Annotated in this window: 13 protein-coding genes; 8 read left to right on the forward strand and 5 right to left on the reverse strand. The window is 53.3% G+C overall.

Annotated features, from left to right (window positions below):
- Positions 1 to 1,209 (forward strand): lipid-A-disaccharide synthase, encoded by a 1,209-nt coding sequence (locus BUA44_RS14785; protein ID WP_072813594.1) that lies wholly within the window; start codon positions 1 to 3, stop codon positions 1,207 to 1,209.
- On the opposite strand, the gene mutL is transcribed toward BUA44_RS14785, so the two are convergent.
- Positions 1,162 to 3,033, reverse strand: coding sequence for a DNA mismatch repair endonuclease MutL (mutL, locus tag BUA44_RS14790; protein WP_072813597.1), 1,872 nt, complete (start codon positions 3,031 to 3,033; stop codon positions 1,162 to 1,164). The two genes, BUA44_RS14785 and mutL, sit on opposite strands and share 48 nt — an antisense overlap.
- Before the next feature lie 141 nt (positions 3,034 to 3,174).
- Between mutL and BUA44_RS14795 the strand changes: the two genes are divergently transcribed.
- Entirely contained in the window at positions 3,175 to 4,428 is a 1,254-nt protein-coding gene (locus BUA44_RS14795; protein WP_255370584.1) for a hypothetical protein, read from the forward strand.
- A gap of 300 nt (positions 4,429 to 4,728) precedes the next feature.
- Complete coding sequence (locus BUA44_RS14800; RefSeq protein ID WP_178348812.1) at positions 4,729 to 5,562, forward strand: hypothetical protein; 834 nt, start codon at positions 4,729 to 4,731, stop codon at positions 5,560 to 5,562.
- Here the strand turns inward: BUA44_RS14800 and BUA44_RS14805 are convergent.
- A complete protein-coding gene (locus tag BUA44_RS14805; protein ID WP_255370585.1) occupies positions 5,559 to 6,818 on the reverse strand; it encodes an IS256 family transposase in 1,260 nt (419 codons plus the stop codon). The two genes, BUA44_RS14800 and BUA44_RS14805, sit on opposite strands and share 4 nt — an antisense overlap.
- Positions 6,819 to 7,015: 197 nt before the next feature.
- Positions 7,016 to 7,828: a sigma-70 family RNA polymerase sigma factor gene (locus BUA44_RS14810; RefSeq protein WP_072813607.1), complete on the reverse strand. Its 813-nt coding sequence runs from the start codon at positions 7,826 to 7,828 to the stop codon at positions 7,016 to 7,018.
- 274 nt (positions 7,829 to 8,102) lie between these two features.
- Here BUA44_RS14810 and BUA44_RS14815 point away from each other — a divergent pair, with 274 nt between their 5' ends.
- From BUA44_RS14815 to BUA44_RS14835, 5 genes are all read left to right on the forward strand, one after another.
- Positions 8,103 to 8,882: a class I SAM-dependent methyltransferase gene (locus tag BUA44_RS14815; protein WP_072813628.1), complete on the forward strand. Its 780-nt coding sequence runs from the start codon at positions 8,103 to 8,105 to the stop codon at positions 8,880 to 8,882.
- 3 nt (positions 8,883 to 8,885) lie between these two features.
- Positions 8,886 to 9,896, forward strand: a complete 1,011-nt coding sequence (locus tag BUA44_RS14820; RefSeq protein WP_072813609.1) for a lysylphosphatidylglycerol synthase transmembrane domain-containing protein — start codon at positions 8,886 to 8,888, stop codon at positions 9,894 to 9,896.
- Positions 9,897 to 9,948: 52 nt separating this feature from the next.
- Positions 9,949 to 12,108, forward strand: coding sequence for a UvrD-helicase domain-containing protein (locus tag BUA44_RS14825; RefSeq protein ID WP_072813611.1), 2,160 nt, complete (start codon positions 9,949 to 9,951; stop codon positions 12,106 to 12,108).
- Entirely contained in the window at positions 12,105 to 12,914 is an 810-nt protein-coding gene (gene murI, locus BUA44_RS14830; protein ID WP_072813613.1) for a glutamate racemase, read from the forward strand. Before BUA44_RS14825 ends, murI begins: the two co-directional genes overlap by 4 nt.
- An 81-nt stretch (positions 12,915 to 12,995) precedes the next feature.
- Complete coding sequence (locus BUA44_RS14835) at positions 12,996 to 13,634, forward strand: hypothetical protein (RefSeq protein ID WP_072813615.1); 639 nt, start codon at positions 12,996 to 12,998, stop codon at positions 13,632 to 13,634.
- Positions 13,635 to 13,915: 281 nt separating this feature from the next.
- Here the strand turns inward: BUA44_RS14835 and BUA44_RS14840 are convergent, their stop codons facing one another.
- Positions 13,916 to 16,066, reverse strand: coding sequence for a glycosyl hydrolase (locus tag BUA44_RS14840; RefSeq protein WP_072813617.1), 2,151 nt, complete (start codon positions 16,064 to 16,066; stop codon positions 13,916 to 13,918).
- Between the two features lie 110 nt (positions 16,067 to 16,176).
- Complete coding sequence (locus BUA44_RS14845; protein ID WP_072813619.1) at positions 16,177 to 17,349, reverse strand: sugar transferase; 1,173 nt, start codon at positions 17,347 to 17,349, stop codon at positions 16,177 to 16,179.
- Positions 17,350 to 17,633 lie beyond the last annotated feature (284 nt).

Below are 17,633 nucleotides of genomic sequence, written 5' to 3' on the forward strand. Positions count from 1 at the left end.
ATGCAGGCCAGACCGTTCGTTCTCTTTTGCGCAGGTGAAGATTCCGGCGACGTACTGGGCGAAACCCTTGTCCGCCCCGCAGTAGAAAGCGGAATGAACGTTCTTGGAGTAGGTGGCCCGCGCATGCAGCGTGCGGGCCTTGTGCCGGTAGGGGACTACGAAACCTTGCCCGTATCGGGTTTCGGCGACGTGCTCCCGCGGGTCTTTCGCCTGAAGAAAATATTCTCGCATTTGGAATCGCTCCTGCGGGAAGATTCCTGCGTAGCGCTGGTCTGCATTGATTATCCCGGGTTCAACATGAAGTTGTGCCGCAGGGCACTCGCTTTAAAAAAGCCGGTTCTGTATGTGGCGCCCCCGCAGGTCTGGGCCTGGAAAAAGCACCGCGCCCGCCGCTTGAGGGGCGCGAAACTGGCGGTGCTCTTTAATTTTGAACGGCGTGTTTATGAATCCCTCGGGCTGGGTGCCGAGATTCTGGAGCACCCCTTCTTGCGGGCGGTGGGCGCGCGTGCAATCGGCCCGAATTCGCGTGCAACCAGCCCGAATTCGCGGGCAATCGGCCCGGACGCGCGCGAAACCCGCCCGAACCAAGACGTAGTCGTATTGCCCGGTAGCCGCGAGTCGCAGGCTCTCCGCAACTTGCCCTTCTTTATGGAGGTCGTATCGCGGGTACACGCGCTTCACCCCGAAAGGAACTTCGTGCTTGTCGCATCCCGCGAATCGCTCAAAATGCAGTTTGAACGAGCAGTGGCAAAATTGTCCCCTGCAGGGAGTGTCCCTGCCTGGTTGCGCATTGATGTTGCCCCGCAAGAAGCCCGCGAACGTGCCGCCTTTTACGCCCGCCATGCGGCTGCGCTCTGCATGCCGGGCTCTGCCACGCTGGAACTTGCGCTTTCGGGCGTACCGCTCGTAGTTGCCGATGTGCTTGACCCGCTCACGTATTTCATCGGGAAACATTTCGTGAAGACGGATTATTTTGCCCTACCGAACGTGCTGCTCGGGCGTTCCGCATATCCGGAATATTTTTTCACGCGGGGTGCATCCCGCAAAAAAGATAGTGCCGAACGTGTTGCGGAAACTCTCCGGAATGCACTCGAAAATCCGCCACGCTCGATGGTTGCAGACCTGGTAAAGACCTTCGCCGCTTCAACGAGCGCCGAATCGTTAATGACGGAATTTCTTTGCGAGTTCGTCGAGCGTGATACGCATTAGCGTAGGAGCGCCGTAAGGCGACTTCAGCGGATTTTCGGTCGCCATCAGTTGGCCTACAAGCATCGCCATTTCTTCGGGCTTGAGTTTGTCGCCCGCCTGGTACGCGTTCGTCTTGGACCAGGCCTTCGCAAGCGTATCCTGTACCACCGAAGCGTCGCCCTTGTCGCCGCTTTCGGCGCAACTGTCCAGGAATTCGTGAACCGCCTTTACGGCTCTAGATAACTTGAGTGCGCTCGGGATTGCTCGAATCTGGAAGGTGTCACCGCCGAAGGGCTCTACGAAGAATCCCAACTTGCGCAATTGCTCGTCGACGCTGGCAAAGATTTGCTTTTCGATCTTGCTGAATTCAATCAGTTCGGGGAAAAGCAGTTCCTGGCAATCAAGGTCTGCGCCCTTTTGTAGAATATTAAGCGCCTTCTCGTACAAGATGCGCGAGTGCGCCGCATGCTGGTCTATAATCAGCAGGCCTTCCGCGTCTTCGCCCGCAATGTAGGTGTCCGCAATCTGGAACAGGGTAGGAGCCTTCCACGGTTGCGGTTCCGGCTCTGGAACGGGGACGTTCCCTTCACTCGGTTCTAGCGAAATGATTTTCCCCGCCTCGGGTTGCGAGAACAGGTCCTGCACGTCATCCGAAACATCGTAGCGGGTTGCCTTGCGGGTCTCCTGTATGCCTTGCTTGTAATTCGGAGCGACTGGCTTGTAGAGGGGTTGCGCGAACGAATTGTCCGGCAAATTTTGTGTATCGCCCGCCGAACTGGGAGGCGTGGTTGCGCTTACGTTGTTTGTACTTTGGGTGTTGAATTCTCCGCTTAGGTCAATAAACGGGGAATTTGCTTCCAGGTCCTTCTGGAACGTATCGCGAATGGCGTGGTTCACCACCAGGAATACGAGGTTCTGGTTCGCGAATCGCACTTCGCGCTTTGCCGGGTGGACGTTCACGTCGAATTCGGTATCGGGCATGTCGAGGAACAAGACCGTTACCGGCTTGCACTGCGCCCCGTAGGGCTCGTACGCCTGCGAGACCGCTTTCCCTATCATCTTGTTTTCAATCGGGCGGTTTCGCATGAACAAAAATTGGTGGTGACGTTTCCCCTTCGTTTCGGTCGTGGGGGAGATGTATCCCGTAACATGGATGCCCGCCTCGGTATAGTCGACCGGCAATAGGCTCTTTGCTATCCCGGAGCCTATTGCTTCGGCGAGTCTCGAACGCAGTTCACCGGGAACGCCTATGAACACGCTTTTTTCGCCCACCTTGTAATCGAAGCGAATCTCGGGGTGTGAGATGGCTGTTTTTATGATTACATCGAGAATCTTCGTTCCCTCGGAGGTTTCGCTCCCGAGGAAGCTCCGGCGCACAGGCGTATTGAAAAACAGGTCTTCGATAAGGAATGTGGTGCCATGGCCTGCGGCGTAGGGTTCTTCGCTTTCGACTTGCCCGCCCTTGAGTATAAGCCTTCCTCCGTCGCCGTCTTCGGTAGAGGTCGAAATGGTCATTTTCGAGATGGCGGCAATTGATGCGACGGCTTCCCCGCGGAATCCATTTGTTTGCAGGTGGAACAGGTCGTCTGCCGTATACAGTTTGGAAGTCGTGTGCCTCAGGTAGCACAGGTCAAGGTCTTTCTTGCCCATGCCTTTGCCGTTATCTACAACGAGAATCTTCTTTTTGCCGCCTTCTTCGATTTGCACCTGTATACGGGTGGCCCCTGCGTCGATGGAATTCTCTATAAGTTCCTTTACAGCCGACGCCGGACGCTCAATAACTTCGCCCGCAGCGATTTTATTGATTATTTCATCCGGTAAAAGGTGTATTTCAGCGGTTTTCATGGCACAAATATAGCCAAAACCTATATATAGTGCTTGTTTTTTTGTTAAATTGTCATTGGATTCCGGTTAGGGGGTCTAACAAAAAGCGAGGTTAGAATAGTGATTTCGAATTTCTTCATGCAACTGATTCATATTGAACTGTTGACTTCATATTCTGTGAAGGATTTGCTCACGCTTATGCGACGTGACCCGAGGTTCGATGTCAAGTTGGTGAACGACTTGTTTTTTGAAGGCTCCCTTATCGATGAGAATTCGCACCGCTTTATTGCCGATAATATCGTTTCGTGGCTGTATGAGCGTGGCGAAAACCCGGATGAGTTTATTGAACGTATCGTAAAGCGCTGTGCTGATTTTGAGGCAGTCCCTGCCCGTAGCGTGTTGCGTACCTACCTGCCGTTCGTATCGCAGTTCTACCAGACCCAGGACGTCCGTGCGCTTTGCCTGGAAACTATTCCGAAGCGCTACCCGTTCCTCACGCACGCCTCTATTCTCAGGGATTCGACCGAAAACGACATGAGGAATATGTTCCTCGCCTTCCGGTTTGAAACTCCGGGTGCGCTAGTCTCGAACCCCATGCGCTGGATTCTCGGCATGTTCCGTGTAGGCCCGCTCCTCCTGAACACGCCTGCATACGAATACATGGAATACGAGGCTACCCAGACTTCGTTTATCGAGGCCCTTGAAGGCCGCGTCGAAGCAGAAATGAAGGATGGCAACGTCTACATTGGAGACAAACTTGTGGGTCGGACCGCCACCTTCGGTGAGTGCCTCGACAAGCTTGGATTTGAGTGGGAAAATACGCCTGAACGCGATGTGGGCTGTGTGCTCGCCCTTGAAGACCTGCGTGACGAAAAGACGAATTCCGTACTGCTCCGTAAGGGCTGCTACTATGGTACGCCGAGCAACATCCTCGATGTGCGGTTCAAGGCGAACGTGATTACCTCGGAACCGTTCCTCAAGTTGATGAGCTCTGTGGTGAAGCAGGAATTTGATGCCTGGAAGCCGGTGCAGAAGACCCAGGAACAGCTGCTTGGAGCCATGAACGATTCCGTGGAAGTGGTTTACTACAAGAGCGACGACTCTATCTCGGTGAACCGCAAGCACCTGATGCGCAATGTGCCCGCGAGGATCCTGCGCAACTTGCTCCGCGAATACACCGCAACCGGCCGCGAAGAATACGAAAACCGTGAATTCAAGCGCGACCCGTCGATTTGCATGGACCCGCTCCGCCCGAACTTCGAAAGCCGCCTGAACCGCGTGATTGCGCACATCAACGGCACCGACGAGAAGGACGGCAACAGCGAAGGCGTCAAGAAATACTTCGAAATTGAACGCCACCGCCGTGGTGGGTTCAGGTTCCTCCCGAAGTGCAAGATTGTGTTCCGCGAAGAATAATTTTACAAAAAAGTTTTGAAATCGCGCTGAACTTTAGTTATATTTGTAAACGTTGGGATGGTTGAAAGGTAAATCCTATCTATTTCCATCATAGCTCCCCTCCTGATGGGATTAAGGTTCCGGATGCCGCTCAATATTTTCTCCTTCTTAGGAAAGGGCCCCTCACGGGGCTCTTTCTTTGATTTTACAAAAATGGATTAGGAGTAAGTGGTTGCAGTGATTTGCCCAAAATGTAATCAAAAATACGAAGATGATATGCCTCGCTGCCTGTGGTGTGACGCAGTAAACCCCAGTTATAGTATGAATAAGATTAAGTCGCAAATTAATGAGGACTTGAAAACGGATGCTTTGGAAAAAGATGTAGAAACGTCTAAAGGAACAATTGTTTTTTGGCTTGCTACTTTAGGTGGAGAATGTGGATTGCATCTTTTTATGACGGGGTACTATTTAAGAGGTCTCGCCTATCTTCTTTTTGGAAGTTTTACTTATTCACTTCTATGTGGATTCTTTGGTATGTTTGTTTTTCCCTTTTATTTTTATTTTGTTGCACCTGCTGCGGTTGTGACAATTAGATTTCTATGCTTTTGTGATTTGTGGAGTATTTGTCATGGGAAATTTTTTAACAAGAGAAAGAAAAATGTGTTCAGCGCAGCCAAATGGATGAATGTGTTGCTCCCTGTTGTTGGCTGTTTTTACCTGCTAATTTCAGGGTTAGAGTGCTTAAATCAATTTGCGAATTATTCAATAATTGGTCAAAAAAGGTTGGAATCTGTTTTGCAAGCATATGTTGATTGTCAAGAAAAATATTTTATGCAGAATAATAAAATAGGGACTGTTGATGAGATAGACTTTGATTCGATCGTTGATATAAATACCAACTATTTCACGTATAAAGAAATCAAAAACGGGATTGAAATTGAGAATCTTACATCGTACGGATCATGTCAAAATCATTCTAAATGGAGGATTACAGCTGAATTTGAAAAAAAATTGAATTGGAAAATTGATTTGCCAGAAGAAAAATTTTGCAAAAAAAATTTTCCTAGAATAAGTGAATATAAGGAGAAAATTGAGAATTTTTGGGTAGTGTCAAGGGTTTTTCGCAAAAATAGTTTGTTCCAACATCAGATTTAGGCTACATTTCCTTTCTTTCCGTGTTTTTCCAGTTCACGTTTCAGTTCGTTTTCCTTTTCCTGCTCGTATAGGTGTTTCATGTTCAGGTACCTCTTGGTGCCCCATTCCTTCGAAGCGACATGCCTTAGCCTTGCGCAGACAAGCATAAGGGCCGATTCCCCGTCCGGGAAGCAGCCGACAACACGAGTCCTTCTGCGTATCTCGCGATTCAGCCGTTCGAGGATGTTGTTCGTCCGGATATTGCGCCAGTGCTGGCTGGGGAACTCCAGGTACGTCAGCGTTTCGCCAACTCCCTTCGCGTACATGTCCGCGGCCGAGTTCAGTTTCATCTCGCGCAACTTGCGTTCAACATCCTTGATCTTGGCTAGCGTGGCCTCGCGGTCCTCCTGGGCGTAGGTGGCCTTGAGGAGGGCGGCCACTGCGGCGAACTTGTTGCGGGGCACCTTCGTGAACACGTTCCTGAAGAAGTGAACCGTACAGCGCTGCCATTTGACATCCGGGAAGACCTCCGATGCGGATTCCAGGAAGCCCAGGTGCTTGTCCGAGGTGAACAGGCGCACCCCCTTCAGGCCGCGTTTCTTCAGGCTTAGCAGGAACGATTTCCAGCATTCCTTGCTCTCGCTCGCACCTTCCGCCGCACCGAGGATTTCGCGGTAGCCGTCGCCGTTCACGCCTATGGCCACAAGCACCGACACGCTGGTCATTTCGCCTCCCCAGCTGCGCTTCAGGTAGATGCCGTCCACGAACACGTAGGGGTATTCGCCGGAGAGTGGTCTGTTGCGCCACTCCTCGATCTTGCCGTACACCTTCTGGCTCAGGTTGCTGACCGTTGAGGCGCTTACGCGGGAGCCCCACAGGAGTTCGGTGACGTCCTCTACGCGGCGAACGGATACGCCCGCAAGGTACATCTCGATGAGCGATTCCTCCACGGACGATTCCCTGCGCCGGTAGCGCTCTATGATGGCCGTCTCGAACGGGGCCAGGCGCAGTTTTGGTACGGCGATGTCGAGCTCTCCCGCGCCCGTGAGGAGTTTCCTGTGGTAGTGGCCGCTGCGGTAGTTCCTGCGGCCTTCGGAGCGTTCGTGCTTCTCGGCATTGCAGAGGTCTGCCGCCTCCTCGTCTAGCATGGCGTTGAGCGTGTCCTCGACTGTGCCACGGATGAGCGTTTTCAGGTCGTCCTTGAGGCCGGCTTCGTCGATTTTGATTATATTTCTTTCCATAGGATGGTCCTTTTTTTGTGTTTGATTTGTGGTTATTTCAAATCTAAAAATTGGAACATCCTATTTTTTTACCCCCTTAGCGGAATTTGCGAAAGAAAATATACGTTACCAATTTTTGAATATTTGAGTAAAATGCTCCCCATTTGTCGGTTGAACTAATGTAAAACCACTTTGTTTCATAGGCAAAAAAATAGCCCGCAGCGATGCGGGCTATAAACGTTTTATACCGACAATTATTTGTTGATGGCGGCCAGGAACGCGTCCTTCTTTTCTTGCAGGAATTCCTTGCTGTTGTACTTGCGGATGCGGCGCAGAGCCTGGTCACGCAGCTGGCGTACGCGTTCGTGCGAGATGTTCATGGACTCGCCGACTTCACGCAACGTCTGCGGGGCTTCCTGGTTGATACCGAAGATGCCGGTGATGACCTTTGCTTCGCGTTCGGGCAGCTGTTCCATCAAGTCGCGAGCGAGCATTTCGACGCTCTGGATTTCGGAATCGGCTTCCGGGTTCGATGCGCCGGTATCGGGCAACACTTCGGCGTACGTCGCCTTGGAGTCTGCCTTCAGCGGGCTATCGAAGGAAACGCCGCGCTGGCCAATCTGAATGAGCTCACGGATTTCTTCGTTGATTTCCTTACCGCGGGACTGCTCGTGCAAAGCCTTGCGCACGCGAAGGTGCTGGTTTGCCGGCAGGCGGATGAGGTTACCCTGCTCGTTGATGGCACGGGTAATGTAAGCCTTGATCCACCACACGCCGTAACTGATGAACTTGAGACCGCGGGTGTGTTCGAACGACTCGATGGCGCGCACGAGGCCCATGGCGCCTTCGCTCACCAGGTCCGGGAGCGGAATGGGGCAGCCGCGGTACTGGATGGCGACCTTCAGCACGAAACGCATGTTCGCGGAGATAAGTTTCTTGCGGGCTATCTTGTCACCTTCTTTTGCTTTCTGGAAAAGAATCTGCTCTTCTTCACGGGAAAGGGGAGCGGTCCTTCTAATATCTTCAAGGTAACGCTTGAGTGTGGTATCGGTGGAATCTATATGCATTTTATTTCCTTGCCCCTTAAATATCGCTTTTTTTATTAGCAAGTAACGTGCCAAAAGTGTAAAATTTTCGTGGGTTTTCAAAAAAATGTTTATTTGGCGCGAAAAAGACGGTTTAGGGACCTGTTTTTGACTATTTCTTGTCTTGTTTTCTAGAATTTAGTTACAAAATGTAACAAATGTCACGAATTTTGTAAATAGGGACAGCGGTAAATAGAGCAGAATCTATCTCATACAATACTCTCCTTCTGTTCTATTTTCGTATATTTTGCCCGTTATGTCAATTAAAGAACCCGATCAATCTGTATGGAACCGTTTTTGGCAGCGTAAAAACGACATGGACAAGGTGTATCCCTCGTCTCCGTCGGTGCTGAATGCTATTAAGAAGAACTTTAAGCTCCAGGGGCTAAAAATCCTGGAGGTGGGTGCGGGTACGGGTCGAGACAGTGCGGAACTTGCGAAGCTGGGGGCGGATGTCTACGTTCTCGACTTTGCCGAAAACAGCCTCAAGATTGTCGATGCGCTCCGTGCGCGTGAAAACCTTTACGATAACTTGAAACTCGTCCGTGGCGATGCGTTCAAGGCGCCCTTCCCGGATTGCACTTTTGACTTGGTGTTCCATCAGGGTTTGGCGGAGCACTTCAAGGATTCGCTCCCGCTCATCAAGGAGAACTACCGCATCTTGAAGCATGGTGGGTGCTGCCTCTGCGATGTGCCGCAGACGGTTCACCCCTACACGGTCATCAAGCATATCTTGATTGCGATGGACAAGTGGTTCGCCGGCTGGGAAAAGCAGTTTACCATGGGACAGTTGAAAAAGCTCATGGTCGATGCCGGGTTCAAGTGCGAATATGCCTACGGCGACTGGATGCGCCCGAACCTGTTCTACCGCATGCTTCGCGAACTCGGGTTCAAGCTCGGGGTGGAACTCCCGAAGTACCCGCTCAACGGCACCGCGTACCAGAAGGCGAAGGATGCTATCCTTGATGCGCTGAAGTCTGTGCCGGTCATGCACTACACGCAGCTCTCTATTGGAGTCATTGGCCGCAAACCCTAATTTATGGCGCTCAACCCTAAAATAAAGTCGGCGCTCGTTTTTGCGCTCAAGCTCACGGTGACGCTTGTCCCTGCGTACTTTGTGTACCGGAACATCGTCGGTTCGCCGGATTGGGACAGCGGTGACTTGTACCGGTTGTTCTCGGCCAAGAGCGTTCTGCCGTTCGTGGTGGCGCTGGTGTGCCTTGCGGTTTCGAACTTCACGGCGTGCCTGCAGTGGAAACTTTTGCTCGAACGTCAGGGCGTTCACCTGGGCTATGCCCGCCTGCTCAAGCTCTACTACGTGGGCTTGTTCTTTAACAATTTTATGCCGGGGAATGTTGGCGGCGACGTGAAAAAGGTCTACGATATCCGCATGCAGGGTGGGCAAGATACGGTAGGCGCGGGCCTTACGGCGACATTCTTTGATAGGTTGTTCGGATTGTTCTTTGTGACGTTGTTCGCGCTTGCGATGGGGGCGCTGTTCTTTGTGCACGACGATGCGCAACGAGCCTTCGTGTGGCCGTCCATCTGGATTTTCCTCGGGTTCTGCGCCATGTTTGCGGGCCTTTGCAGCAAGCGGCTCGGGCGCATTGCGACCAACCTCATGTCGCGCTTTTTGCCCAAGAGCGTGGGTGAGAGGCTGGTGCGCATGTTCGAGAGGTTTCGGCATTTCCGTTCGGTAAAGCTTTGGGCGCAGATTTCGGCGTTGTCTTTTGCGACGCAGTCGCTTCGCATTCTGGTGCATTTCTTTTGCGGTATCGCCGTGGGCGTGGAACTTTCGGTTTCGTGGTATTTCTACTACATTCCGCTGGTAGCCATCGTGAGCGCTCTCCCGATATCGATTGGCGGGTTCGGCCCGCGTGAACTCCTGGCGCAGTCCCTGTTTGCCCGTGCCGGAGTGGCGAGTCTTGAATCGGTTGTTATCCAGTTGCTTGCATATTTCGTGAGCCTGGTCTTGAGTTTATTTGGCGCGTTCGTGTTCCTGTTGGGAGGAAACGCGAATAGTGCAGGCTGTCAGGACAAACAATCCTGATTTGATTTAGGTAGGGTGCAGGGGAAATAGCACCCAATCCATCGAGGTAATTATGGATGCCGAAGGCATCTTGCGTGGCCTGAATGCAGACCAGCGCGCGGCCGTATTGCACGACCACGAAAAAAATGCACAACTTTTGATACTTGCGGGGGCGGGCTCGGGCAAGACTTCCGTGCTTACCAAGCGAATCCAGTACCGCATTGCGATGGGCGTGAATCCGGAAAATATCCTGGCGCTCACGTTTACCGCGAAGGCCGCTTCTGAAATGCGGGAACGCGTGCAGAAACTTTTCCCGGGGGCGCCTGTACGGCTGTGTACGTTCCATTCGCTTGCTCTCTACATGCTCAAGCAAAACATCGGGGGTAAGTTCGCCTACGAGATGGTGGGGCTTAAGAAACCTCCCGTACCGCAGGATAGCCCCGCGGAAGACTTTGTGGAAAACCTGGTGCGGCAGAAAATCCCGGCGAAGGAACTCGACCGGGAGCGCCTCTTTGACGATGCGTTCCCGTCGTCGCTCAGTTCTAGGCTCGACAAACTGCGCGTCTCCGTACTCGAAACCGGGCAGGTCGTATTCGAGGACCTCATTTACCTTGCGATTCGCCTGCTTGAAAATCATGAAGAGGCCCGTGCATATTTCCACAGGCAGTGGACCGAAATCCTTGTCGACGAATACCAGGACATAAACCCCTCGCAGTACCGCATGGTGAAGGCGCTCCTGGGTGACAGGAAAAGCCTGTTCGTGGTGGGCGACGACGACCAGGCGATATACGGGTTCCGCGGCGCGGATATCGGGAACATCAATCGCTTTTGCGACGACTTCAAGGAGAGTACCTTGATTCGCCTGGAGTGGAACTACCGCTCGACCTCGAACATATTGCACCTTGCGAACGCGATATTCGAGAACAAGCCTCTCCGGCTGCGGAAGGTCTTGCGCGCGGGCAACCCGAACGGCTCGGGCGGAAATCCGCTGTTCAGGGAAAACCGTGAACCCGAGGTGTGGGTGTCGGAAAACCCCATCGAGGAAATGATGAAGATTATCTGCAAAATCAAGGAACTGCGTGAAGCGTACGATCTCGCTTGGAAAAACTTCGCGATTCTCGTGCGTTATAACCGTCAGCGTGCCTATTACGAGGAAGTTCTGCGCGATGCGGAACTCCCGGTGGCGGGGGACGAAACCAGCGATGGGGAGGAGGTGGAAGACGGTATCCATATAGAGACAGTTCATGCATCCAAGGGGTTGCAGTACGCCGTGGTGTTCTACGCGGGCATTGCCGAAGGGCTTACTCCGGGGGAATGTACTGGCAGTGCAAAACAGCGCAAAAAGCAGTTGGACGAAGAACGCAGGCTCTATTATGTGGGCGTTACCCGTGCCGAAGCATACCTGATTTTGTTATATTGCAAACAGCGGTTTTGGAAGGGCAGACTCCGTAACTACAGAAAGTCCCGGTTCCTGCCCCGAAAAGACACCCTTATTCCGGAATTGAAAATGCCTGTTATTTTGTTCAAAATATATGTTGTCGTTGTGGTGCTTTCGTACATGTTTATCCACATTCTGGCTCTGCCGTTCGTGCGCATTGCCCATAGGGGGCAGATGGGCCTCTGGATAGACAAGAAAATCCAGAGCTTCGGCAGGTTCTGCATGAAGGTGCTCCGCATTGACCTTTCCATCGAGGACCAGGCAATCCTTTCGAAGGTGGACTGGACCCGCCCTGTCTTTGTGATGGGAAACCACAATTCGTATGCGGATATCCCGATTATCTTCCTCGCGATTGAACGCACTATCGGTTTTATCGCGAAGACGGAACTGCACATGATTCCCTTCCTCAACTTCTGGATGAAGGAAATCGGCTGCGTGTTCGTGAACCGCGAGAAGGGTGGCGGTGCTGCGCTTATCCGCGAGGCTATGGCACATGGCCGTGCCCCGAGGCTCTTTATATTCCCCGAAGGAACGCGTGGCAAGGACGAAAATATGGTGCCGTTCAAGAGCGGCGGCTTCAGGCTGGCGCTCGAGGCGGAAGCGACGATTTTGCCTGTGTTTATCAAGGGCTCCGGATTTGCGTGGGAACACCGCAAGGATGCAAAGCGCAAGAAGGTTTCGGTGAAGGTGCTCGAGCCGCTCGACGTGAAGGCGATGCTTGCCGAAAACGCGAAACTTGATGCCCGCAAGGACTTGATGCGCATTGTTCGCGAACGGATGGAAGCGGCGGTATGATAGGTGTTTTCGATTCGGGATTTGGCGGGCTTACCATACTCCGCGACCTGAAGAAGGCCTTGCCGGATTATGACTTTCTGTACCTGGGCGATAACGCGCGGGCGCCTTACGGGTCGCGCAGTTTCGAGACGATTTACCGCTATACGCTGGAATCGGTCCGCACGCTCTTTGCCCGCGGTTGCCCGCTGGTGATACTTGCCTGCAATACGGCGTCGGCGCGGGCGCTCCGGAGCATCCAGCAGCAGGTGCTGCCGTTCGAGTTCCCGGACAGGCGGGTGCTGGGCATTATTAGGCCCACGACCGAAGAGATTGGCAAGTTCAGCAAGACGGGCCACATCGGGATTTTTGCTACCGCGGGTACGGTTTCCTCGAACAGTTACGGGATAGAGATAAGCCACTTCTTCCCGGACATGAAGGTGACACAGCATGCCTGCCCCATGTGGGTGCCGCTGGTGGAATGCGGGGAGGCAGGTACCGAGGGGGCGGCCTTCTTCGTGAAGAAGGATGTCGACGCCCTGCTGGCACAGGACCCCGAAATCGATACGGTGCTTTTGGCCTGCACGCACTACCCGCTTTTGGAACGAGAAATTCGAGCCGCACTGCCACCGCAGGTTCGGCTCGTTTTCCAGGGCGATATCGTCGCGGGCAAGACGCTTGACTACCTCAGGCGCCATCCGGAGATGGAATCCAGGCTCACGAAGGGCGGAAAAACGACGTATCTGACCTCGGATACTGCCGAATTTTTCGAAAAAGGGGCGTTTTTGTTCGGAATTGACAGAATTTCGGCAGAATCAGTAGTCCTGTAACTTATAAAAATGTACATTGCAAATGTAACTAACGAACCTATTTAGGTCCGCTTGTGTTTTTTTATCATAGTGAGTAGTAACATGCCGAAGACACAGATCAATCTCGAAGGTTGGCAGGACTACCGTGGCAATGCCGCCGGAAGCCTGCTTTACGTGGAAACCAGCCGTCAGTCCGAAATGCCGGTGCGCGACCAGCTCAACGAAAATGAAAAGGGTTTTCTTTACGAGCCGAACTACGAAACCAGCACTTATGGCCTCATGAGCTGCTACAATGTGAAGAACATCAACGCCATTGTGAGTGCCAAGAGCCGCTACATCCTTTTCGGCACCCGCTACGAAGGCCTTAGCGATTCCGAAAAGCGCAACAAGTACCTCATTATGGGTTACATGCGCATCGACAAGATCAAGGACGTGCGTACCCGCCATATCCAGCGCTTCATGTCTAACCCGGAACTTCAGGAACCGGAATGCATGCAGAAGGAACACAACTGGGCTGTCTACGGCCCGATGCATTTCGTCTCGATGGACGATTCCTTCCTCGTGACCGACGAGATTCTCAAGGAATGGGGCTACAAGGGCCATGCGAGCCGCCAGCTCAAGGCCGTGTTCCAGAAGGAACACCTGGACCAGATTCTCTCGTTCCTGGATTCTAAGGAAGACAAGATTGACGAATATATCGCCATCGTCGACGAATTCAAGGAAGCCCTCGAAGAAGGGTAATTGCGTCACTGATGCATCAAAAACACCGGCTTTTAAGCCGGTGTTTTCGTATTTATAATGTTTGCTACAAGCGACGCTTTGCACGCTCACACAATCACTTCGTTCCAGTGTTCGCTTTGCGAAACGCCGCTCTACGCAAAAAAAACGGAGTGTGCTTGAGTTTGAGATGTTTGTTGCCGGCGTGTGAAAAAAAGCCGGAACTACAAAAGCCCATGCGACTGTTAGTCACTATGGGCTTTTATGAAATGCTGGGTGGGGGTTAAACTACAGGCTTGCTGCTTCTACTTTCTCACGATTTTTACGGTCGTGGCCTTCGTCTTCACGATATACATGCCCTTCTTGAGGTCGAGGCGGAGAGTTCCATCCGCGTTCAGGGCCTGACCCTTGATCCCGCTCCAGAGGAGGTTGCCGTTCATGTCGAACACCTTCGCTTCCTTGTTCAGGTCGCTTGCGGCGAAGTTCGTGCGCATACCCTTGATGGCGGAACTGCCTCCACATCCGGTAGCCACAATCTTTGCAATGTAGATGCCGGCGTTGTCGCTGTTGAACGAGAGCTGCGTGGAGCCGAAGGGGGCTCCGGTCGAGTCAATTTCGTTTGCGAGCGGGACGGATACTTCGGCCCAGGAACCCGCGGGGGCGGAGTTTCCGTACTGGTAGTTGCTCCAGGTGCTGCCGCCCGCGCCGCCGATGTTCACGGAGGCGTCTTCGGCGTCGATGCTACGCATGGTGAACACGAGGTCCGTGCACTTGGTAAGCGGTTCCTTCACTGCTGCTGCATCGGGAATGGTGAAGAGGGCGTGCTGGTAGCCGCAGTCATCCTGCGCGCAGCCTGCGAGCGGAACCTTCACGTACTTGGAAATTCCGTCGAGCGCGGTCGTCTCGAAGGTGACCTTGCCGAGGGTCTCGTCGCTCTTCCAACCCGCTGCGGAAGTTTCGTTCGCGTAGTCCACAATCACGAGAGAATCACCGAAGTTTTGGTTGGGGTCAATGTACGGGTCGTCGATGGGGGAGTCTTCGCACTGGAGCGCTGCCGTGTTGCTCGTGGTGAATACGACCGTGGTGATGGACTTTGCAGGGGCGTCGATGATGGCGCCTGCGGTGACGGTCTTGCTCTTTTCGCCGCTTTCGGTAGACTGCACGGCGTAAACCGGGTTGTAGCCGTTCACGGAGAAGTTCAGGTTCTGTGCGGAACCCTTGTTGATGGCGATGACGGAGATGGAATCGCAGTCGGCGCTACGGAAGGCGACTGCATAGATGTCGCTACCGTCGGCGGTGCTGCTCACGACGCGCCAGCCCGGGTTCACGAACTTCGAGTAGTGGCGCATGGCGTGGTATTCGGGGTTGATGTAGAGCTTTGCCTCGGTGCAGCTGCTCCAGCCTTCGCCCGGGCAAACGCCGATGAGCTGGCCGTTCTGTTCACCCCAGAAGAGTTCCCAGGCGATGTAGGCGTTCAGCTTGCCGCTCGTAAAGCCGACCTGCATAATATGGGCGAGGCCGAGCATGTCCTGCTCGCGCACGGCGTTTTCCATAGTGCAGAATTCCGTCATGATGATAGGCTTGTTGTCGCTGCCATAGTTCTTGCCGATAGCGGTCATCGCCTTGCGGAAGTTCTCCGGGTTCAGGTAGTTGGTTCCGGAGTTGTCGTTGCCGTCACCCGCATGGTACAGGTGGTAGGCGTAACCGTCGAGGTTCTTGTCGTCGAGCGCCTTTGCGTACTTTTCGAAGTTGCTGTAGCCGATGCCGAGCGGTTCGGGGCCGATAATCTTCGGCGGGTTCGCAAGCGTGCTGATGGAATCGCGAACCGCCTGGAGAGCCTGCTTGTAACCGGCGATTTCGCTTGTCTCGCTAGGTTCGAACAGTGTCTCTTCGTAGTCGGCTTCCATGTCGGGTTCATTCTGCAGGCTGATGTAGTCCGGAGTGATGCCCGCGGCGGCGTATGCCTGCAGGCTCTTTTTCCACCAGCCGGCGAATTCGCTGTAGACGAACTTGCCGTACGGGTCGCTGCTCGAAGTCTTGAGCGTGTTTTCGCTTTTGGAATGCTTCTGCCCGTTATCGCTTCCGTTCACGCTGCCGCTCGGTTTGAGGTTGCCCGGTGCAGACCAGCTGGACATCTCGATCTTGAGGCGGTTGCCGAGGCGCTCCTTGCCGGCCTTCACGATGGCGGCATCGTCTGCAATGCTCTTGGAGTCTTCTTGCTTCCAGTTGCCGATGCGGAGCAGCGAGAGGTTGAGTCCGTTAAATGCCGTGTCGTAGAAGTCCTTCTGCATCGAAGAACTCATGGCGGTAATCCAGCTTTGGTAGTAGGCTGCGCCCGCACCAAATCCGACAATCTTTTGTGCCGTGCTGGCGGGATCTACCGTGATATTTGCGGCTGTCGCAAGCGATGCCGCAGCAAGGGCGACCGAGGCCGCCGTCAGGGATTTCTTAAACATACACACATCCTTTTTTATAGTCAATAGTCATTGGTCTATGGTCATTGGCTTTTTTGTCGCGGCTAAGTCGCCTAATTATCAACTAACAACTAATAACTAATAACTAGTAACTAGTAAGCTCCTTCGCCCTTGAACACGACTTTGAACGTCTTGAGGATAAGCTTGAAATCGTCTCCGAGATTGCCGTCGCGACGGATGTAGTCGTTGTCGAGTCGCATCTGCCCTTCGAACGAGATGTTGCTTCGACCGCTTACCTGCCAAATACAGGTGAGTCCAGGGGTCACGGACAGGCGCATGCGGTGCCAGGGTTCGTATTCCGCCACCTCGGAAGGAATCGGCGGGCGCGGACCCACGATAGACATGTCGCCCTTGATAATATTGATGAGCTGAGGGAGTTCGTCAAGGCTGAACTTGCGCAGCACATGCCCGAACGGGTAAATGCGCGGGTCGTTCTTCATCTTGAACGTCTTGCCGCCAGTCTCGTTCTGGGCCATCAGTTCCTTTTTGCGCTCTTCTGCATCCACGTACATGCTTCGGAACTTGTACATGGTAAACAGTTTGCCGTTACGCCCCACGCGGGTCTGCTTGAAAATGACCGGCCCCTTGTGGTCGCTAATCTTGACTGCTGCGGCACAGAACAGGAGAATGGGGGAAAGGACTACCAGGGCTAGACTCGAACAGGTGACATCGACAAGGCGCTTGATGGCGTGCCGGTACTTAATCTTGTGCGGGTGCTGCCAGATATGGTCGAGGTTCAGGCGCTCGAGCGAGAAGAAGCTTCCGTTGGTGCTGTTGAACTTCTTGAGGGCTTCGTCCATTTCCAGGTTGTCTTTTTCCTGGAGCCCGGTGTAGATGTATGCCTGGAATATGGGGCTCTTGGGCTTGTGGCGGAGAGCCTGGATAAGGCCCGCGTCGTTCAGCTTGTGGAGGATTTCCTTGCGGATGGATTCCAGCGTGTTCATGTCGGAATTCAGGAGGATAATCCCGATACCGCTCTCGTCGGTCAGGTACCCGAGCACGTCGATGAAGCGGAGGTGCGAGAACATGGTGAGCACTCTGATGCGCCAGGTCTTTTCCACAATGCGCGAGGGGCGGCCCCAGCCAAAGAAGTCGTACTGGTGCGAGTAAACCTTGATGAACAGGAAGGGCCTGCGGGTGCGGTTCGCCCTCAGGAATTCCTCGTTGAGGCGCGTCCTGAAGAGACGTGCCGGATAGACAATGTTCTTGAGCCTTTGCTCGTTAAGAATGTCGCTTATCGCCGGATTGGATATTTCCTGTTCCATGTAAAAAAATATAGTTATTTTGTGCTCCGGATAGGGTATGGAATCCGCAAGGTGGCTGTAGGCTACTAGCGTAAAATTCTATATTGTGTCTCCGAAAAAATCAAAAAATGGAGACGCAATATGCTGCGTATTGGCTTAATTGGTACTGGAACCGTCGGTGGCGGTGTCATTCAGATTCTGGAACAGAAAATTGCCGAGTACAAGGAAAAGCTCGGTGTCGAACTCGAACTCGCCTGCATCTGCGCGAAGTCCGAGGAAGAAGTTGCCCCGTACAAGGCGAAGGG

The sequence above is a fragment of the Fibrobacter sp. UWR3 genome (assembly GCF_900143055.1).
In the GTDB taxonomy this organism is placed as follows: Bacteria; Fibrobacterota; Fibrobacteria; order Fibrobacterales; family Fibrobacteraceae; genus Fibrobacter.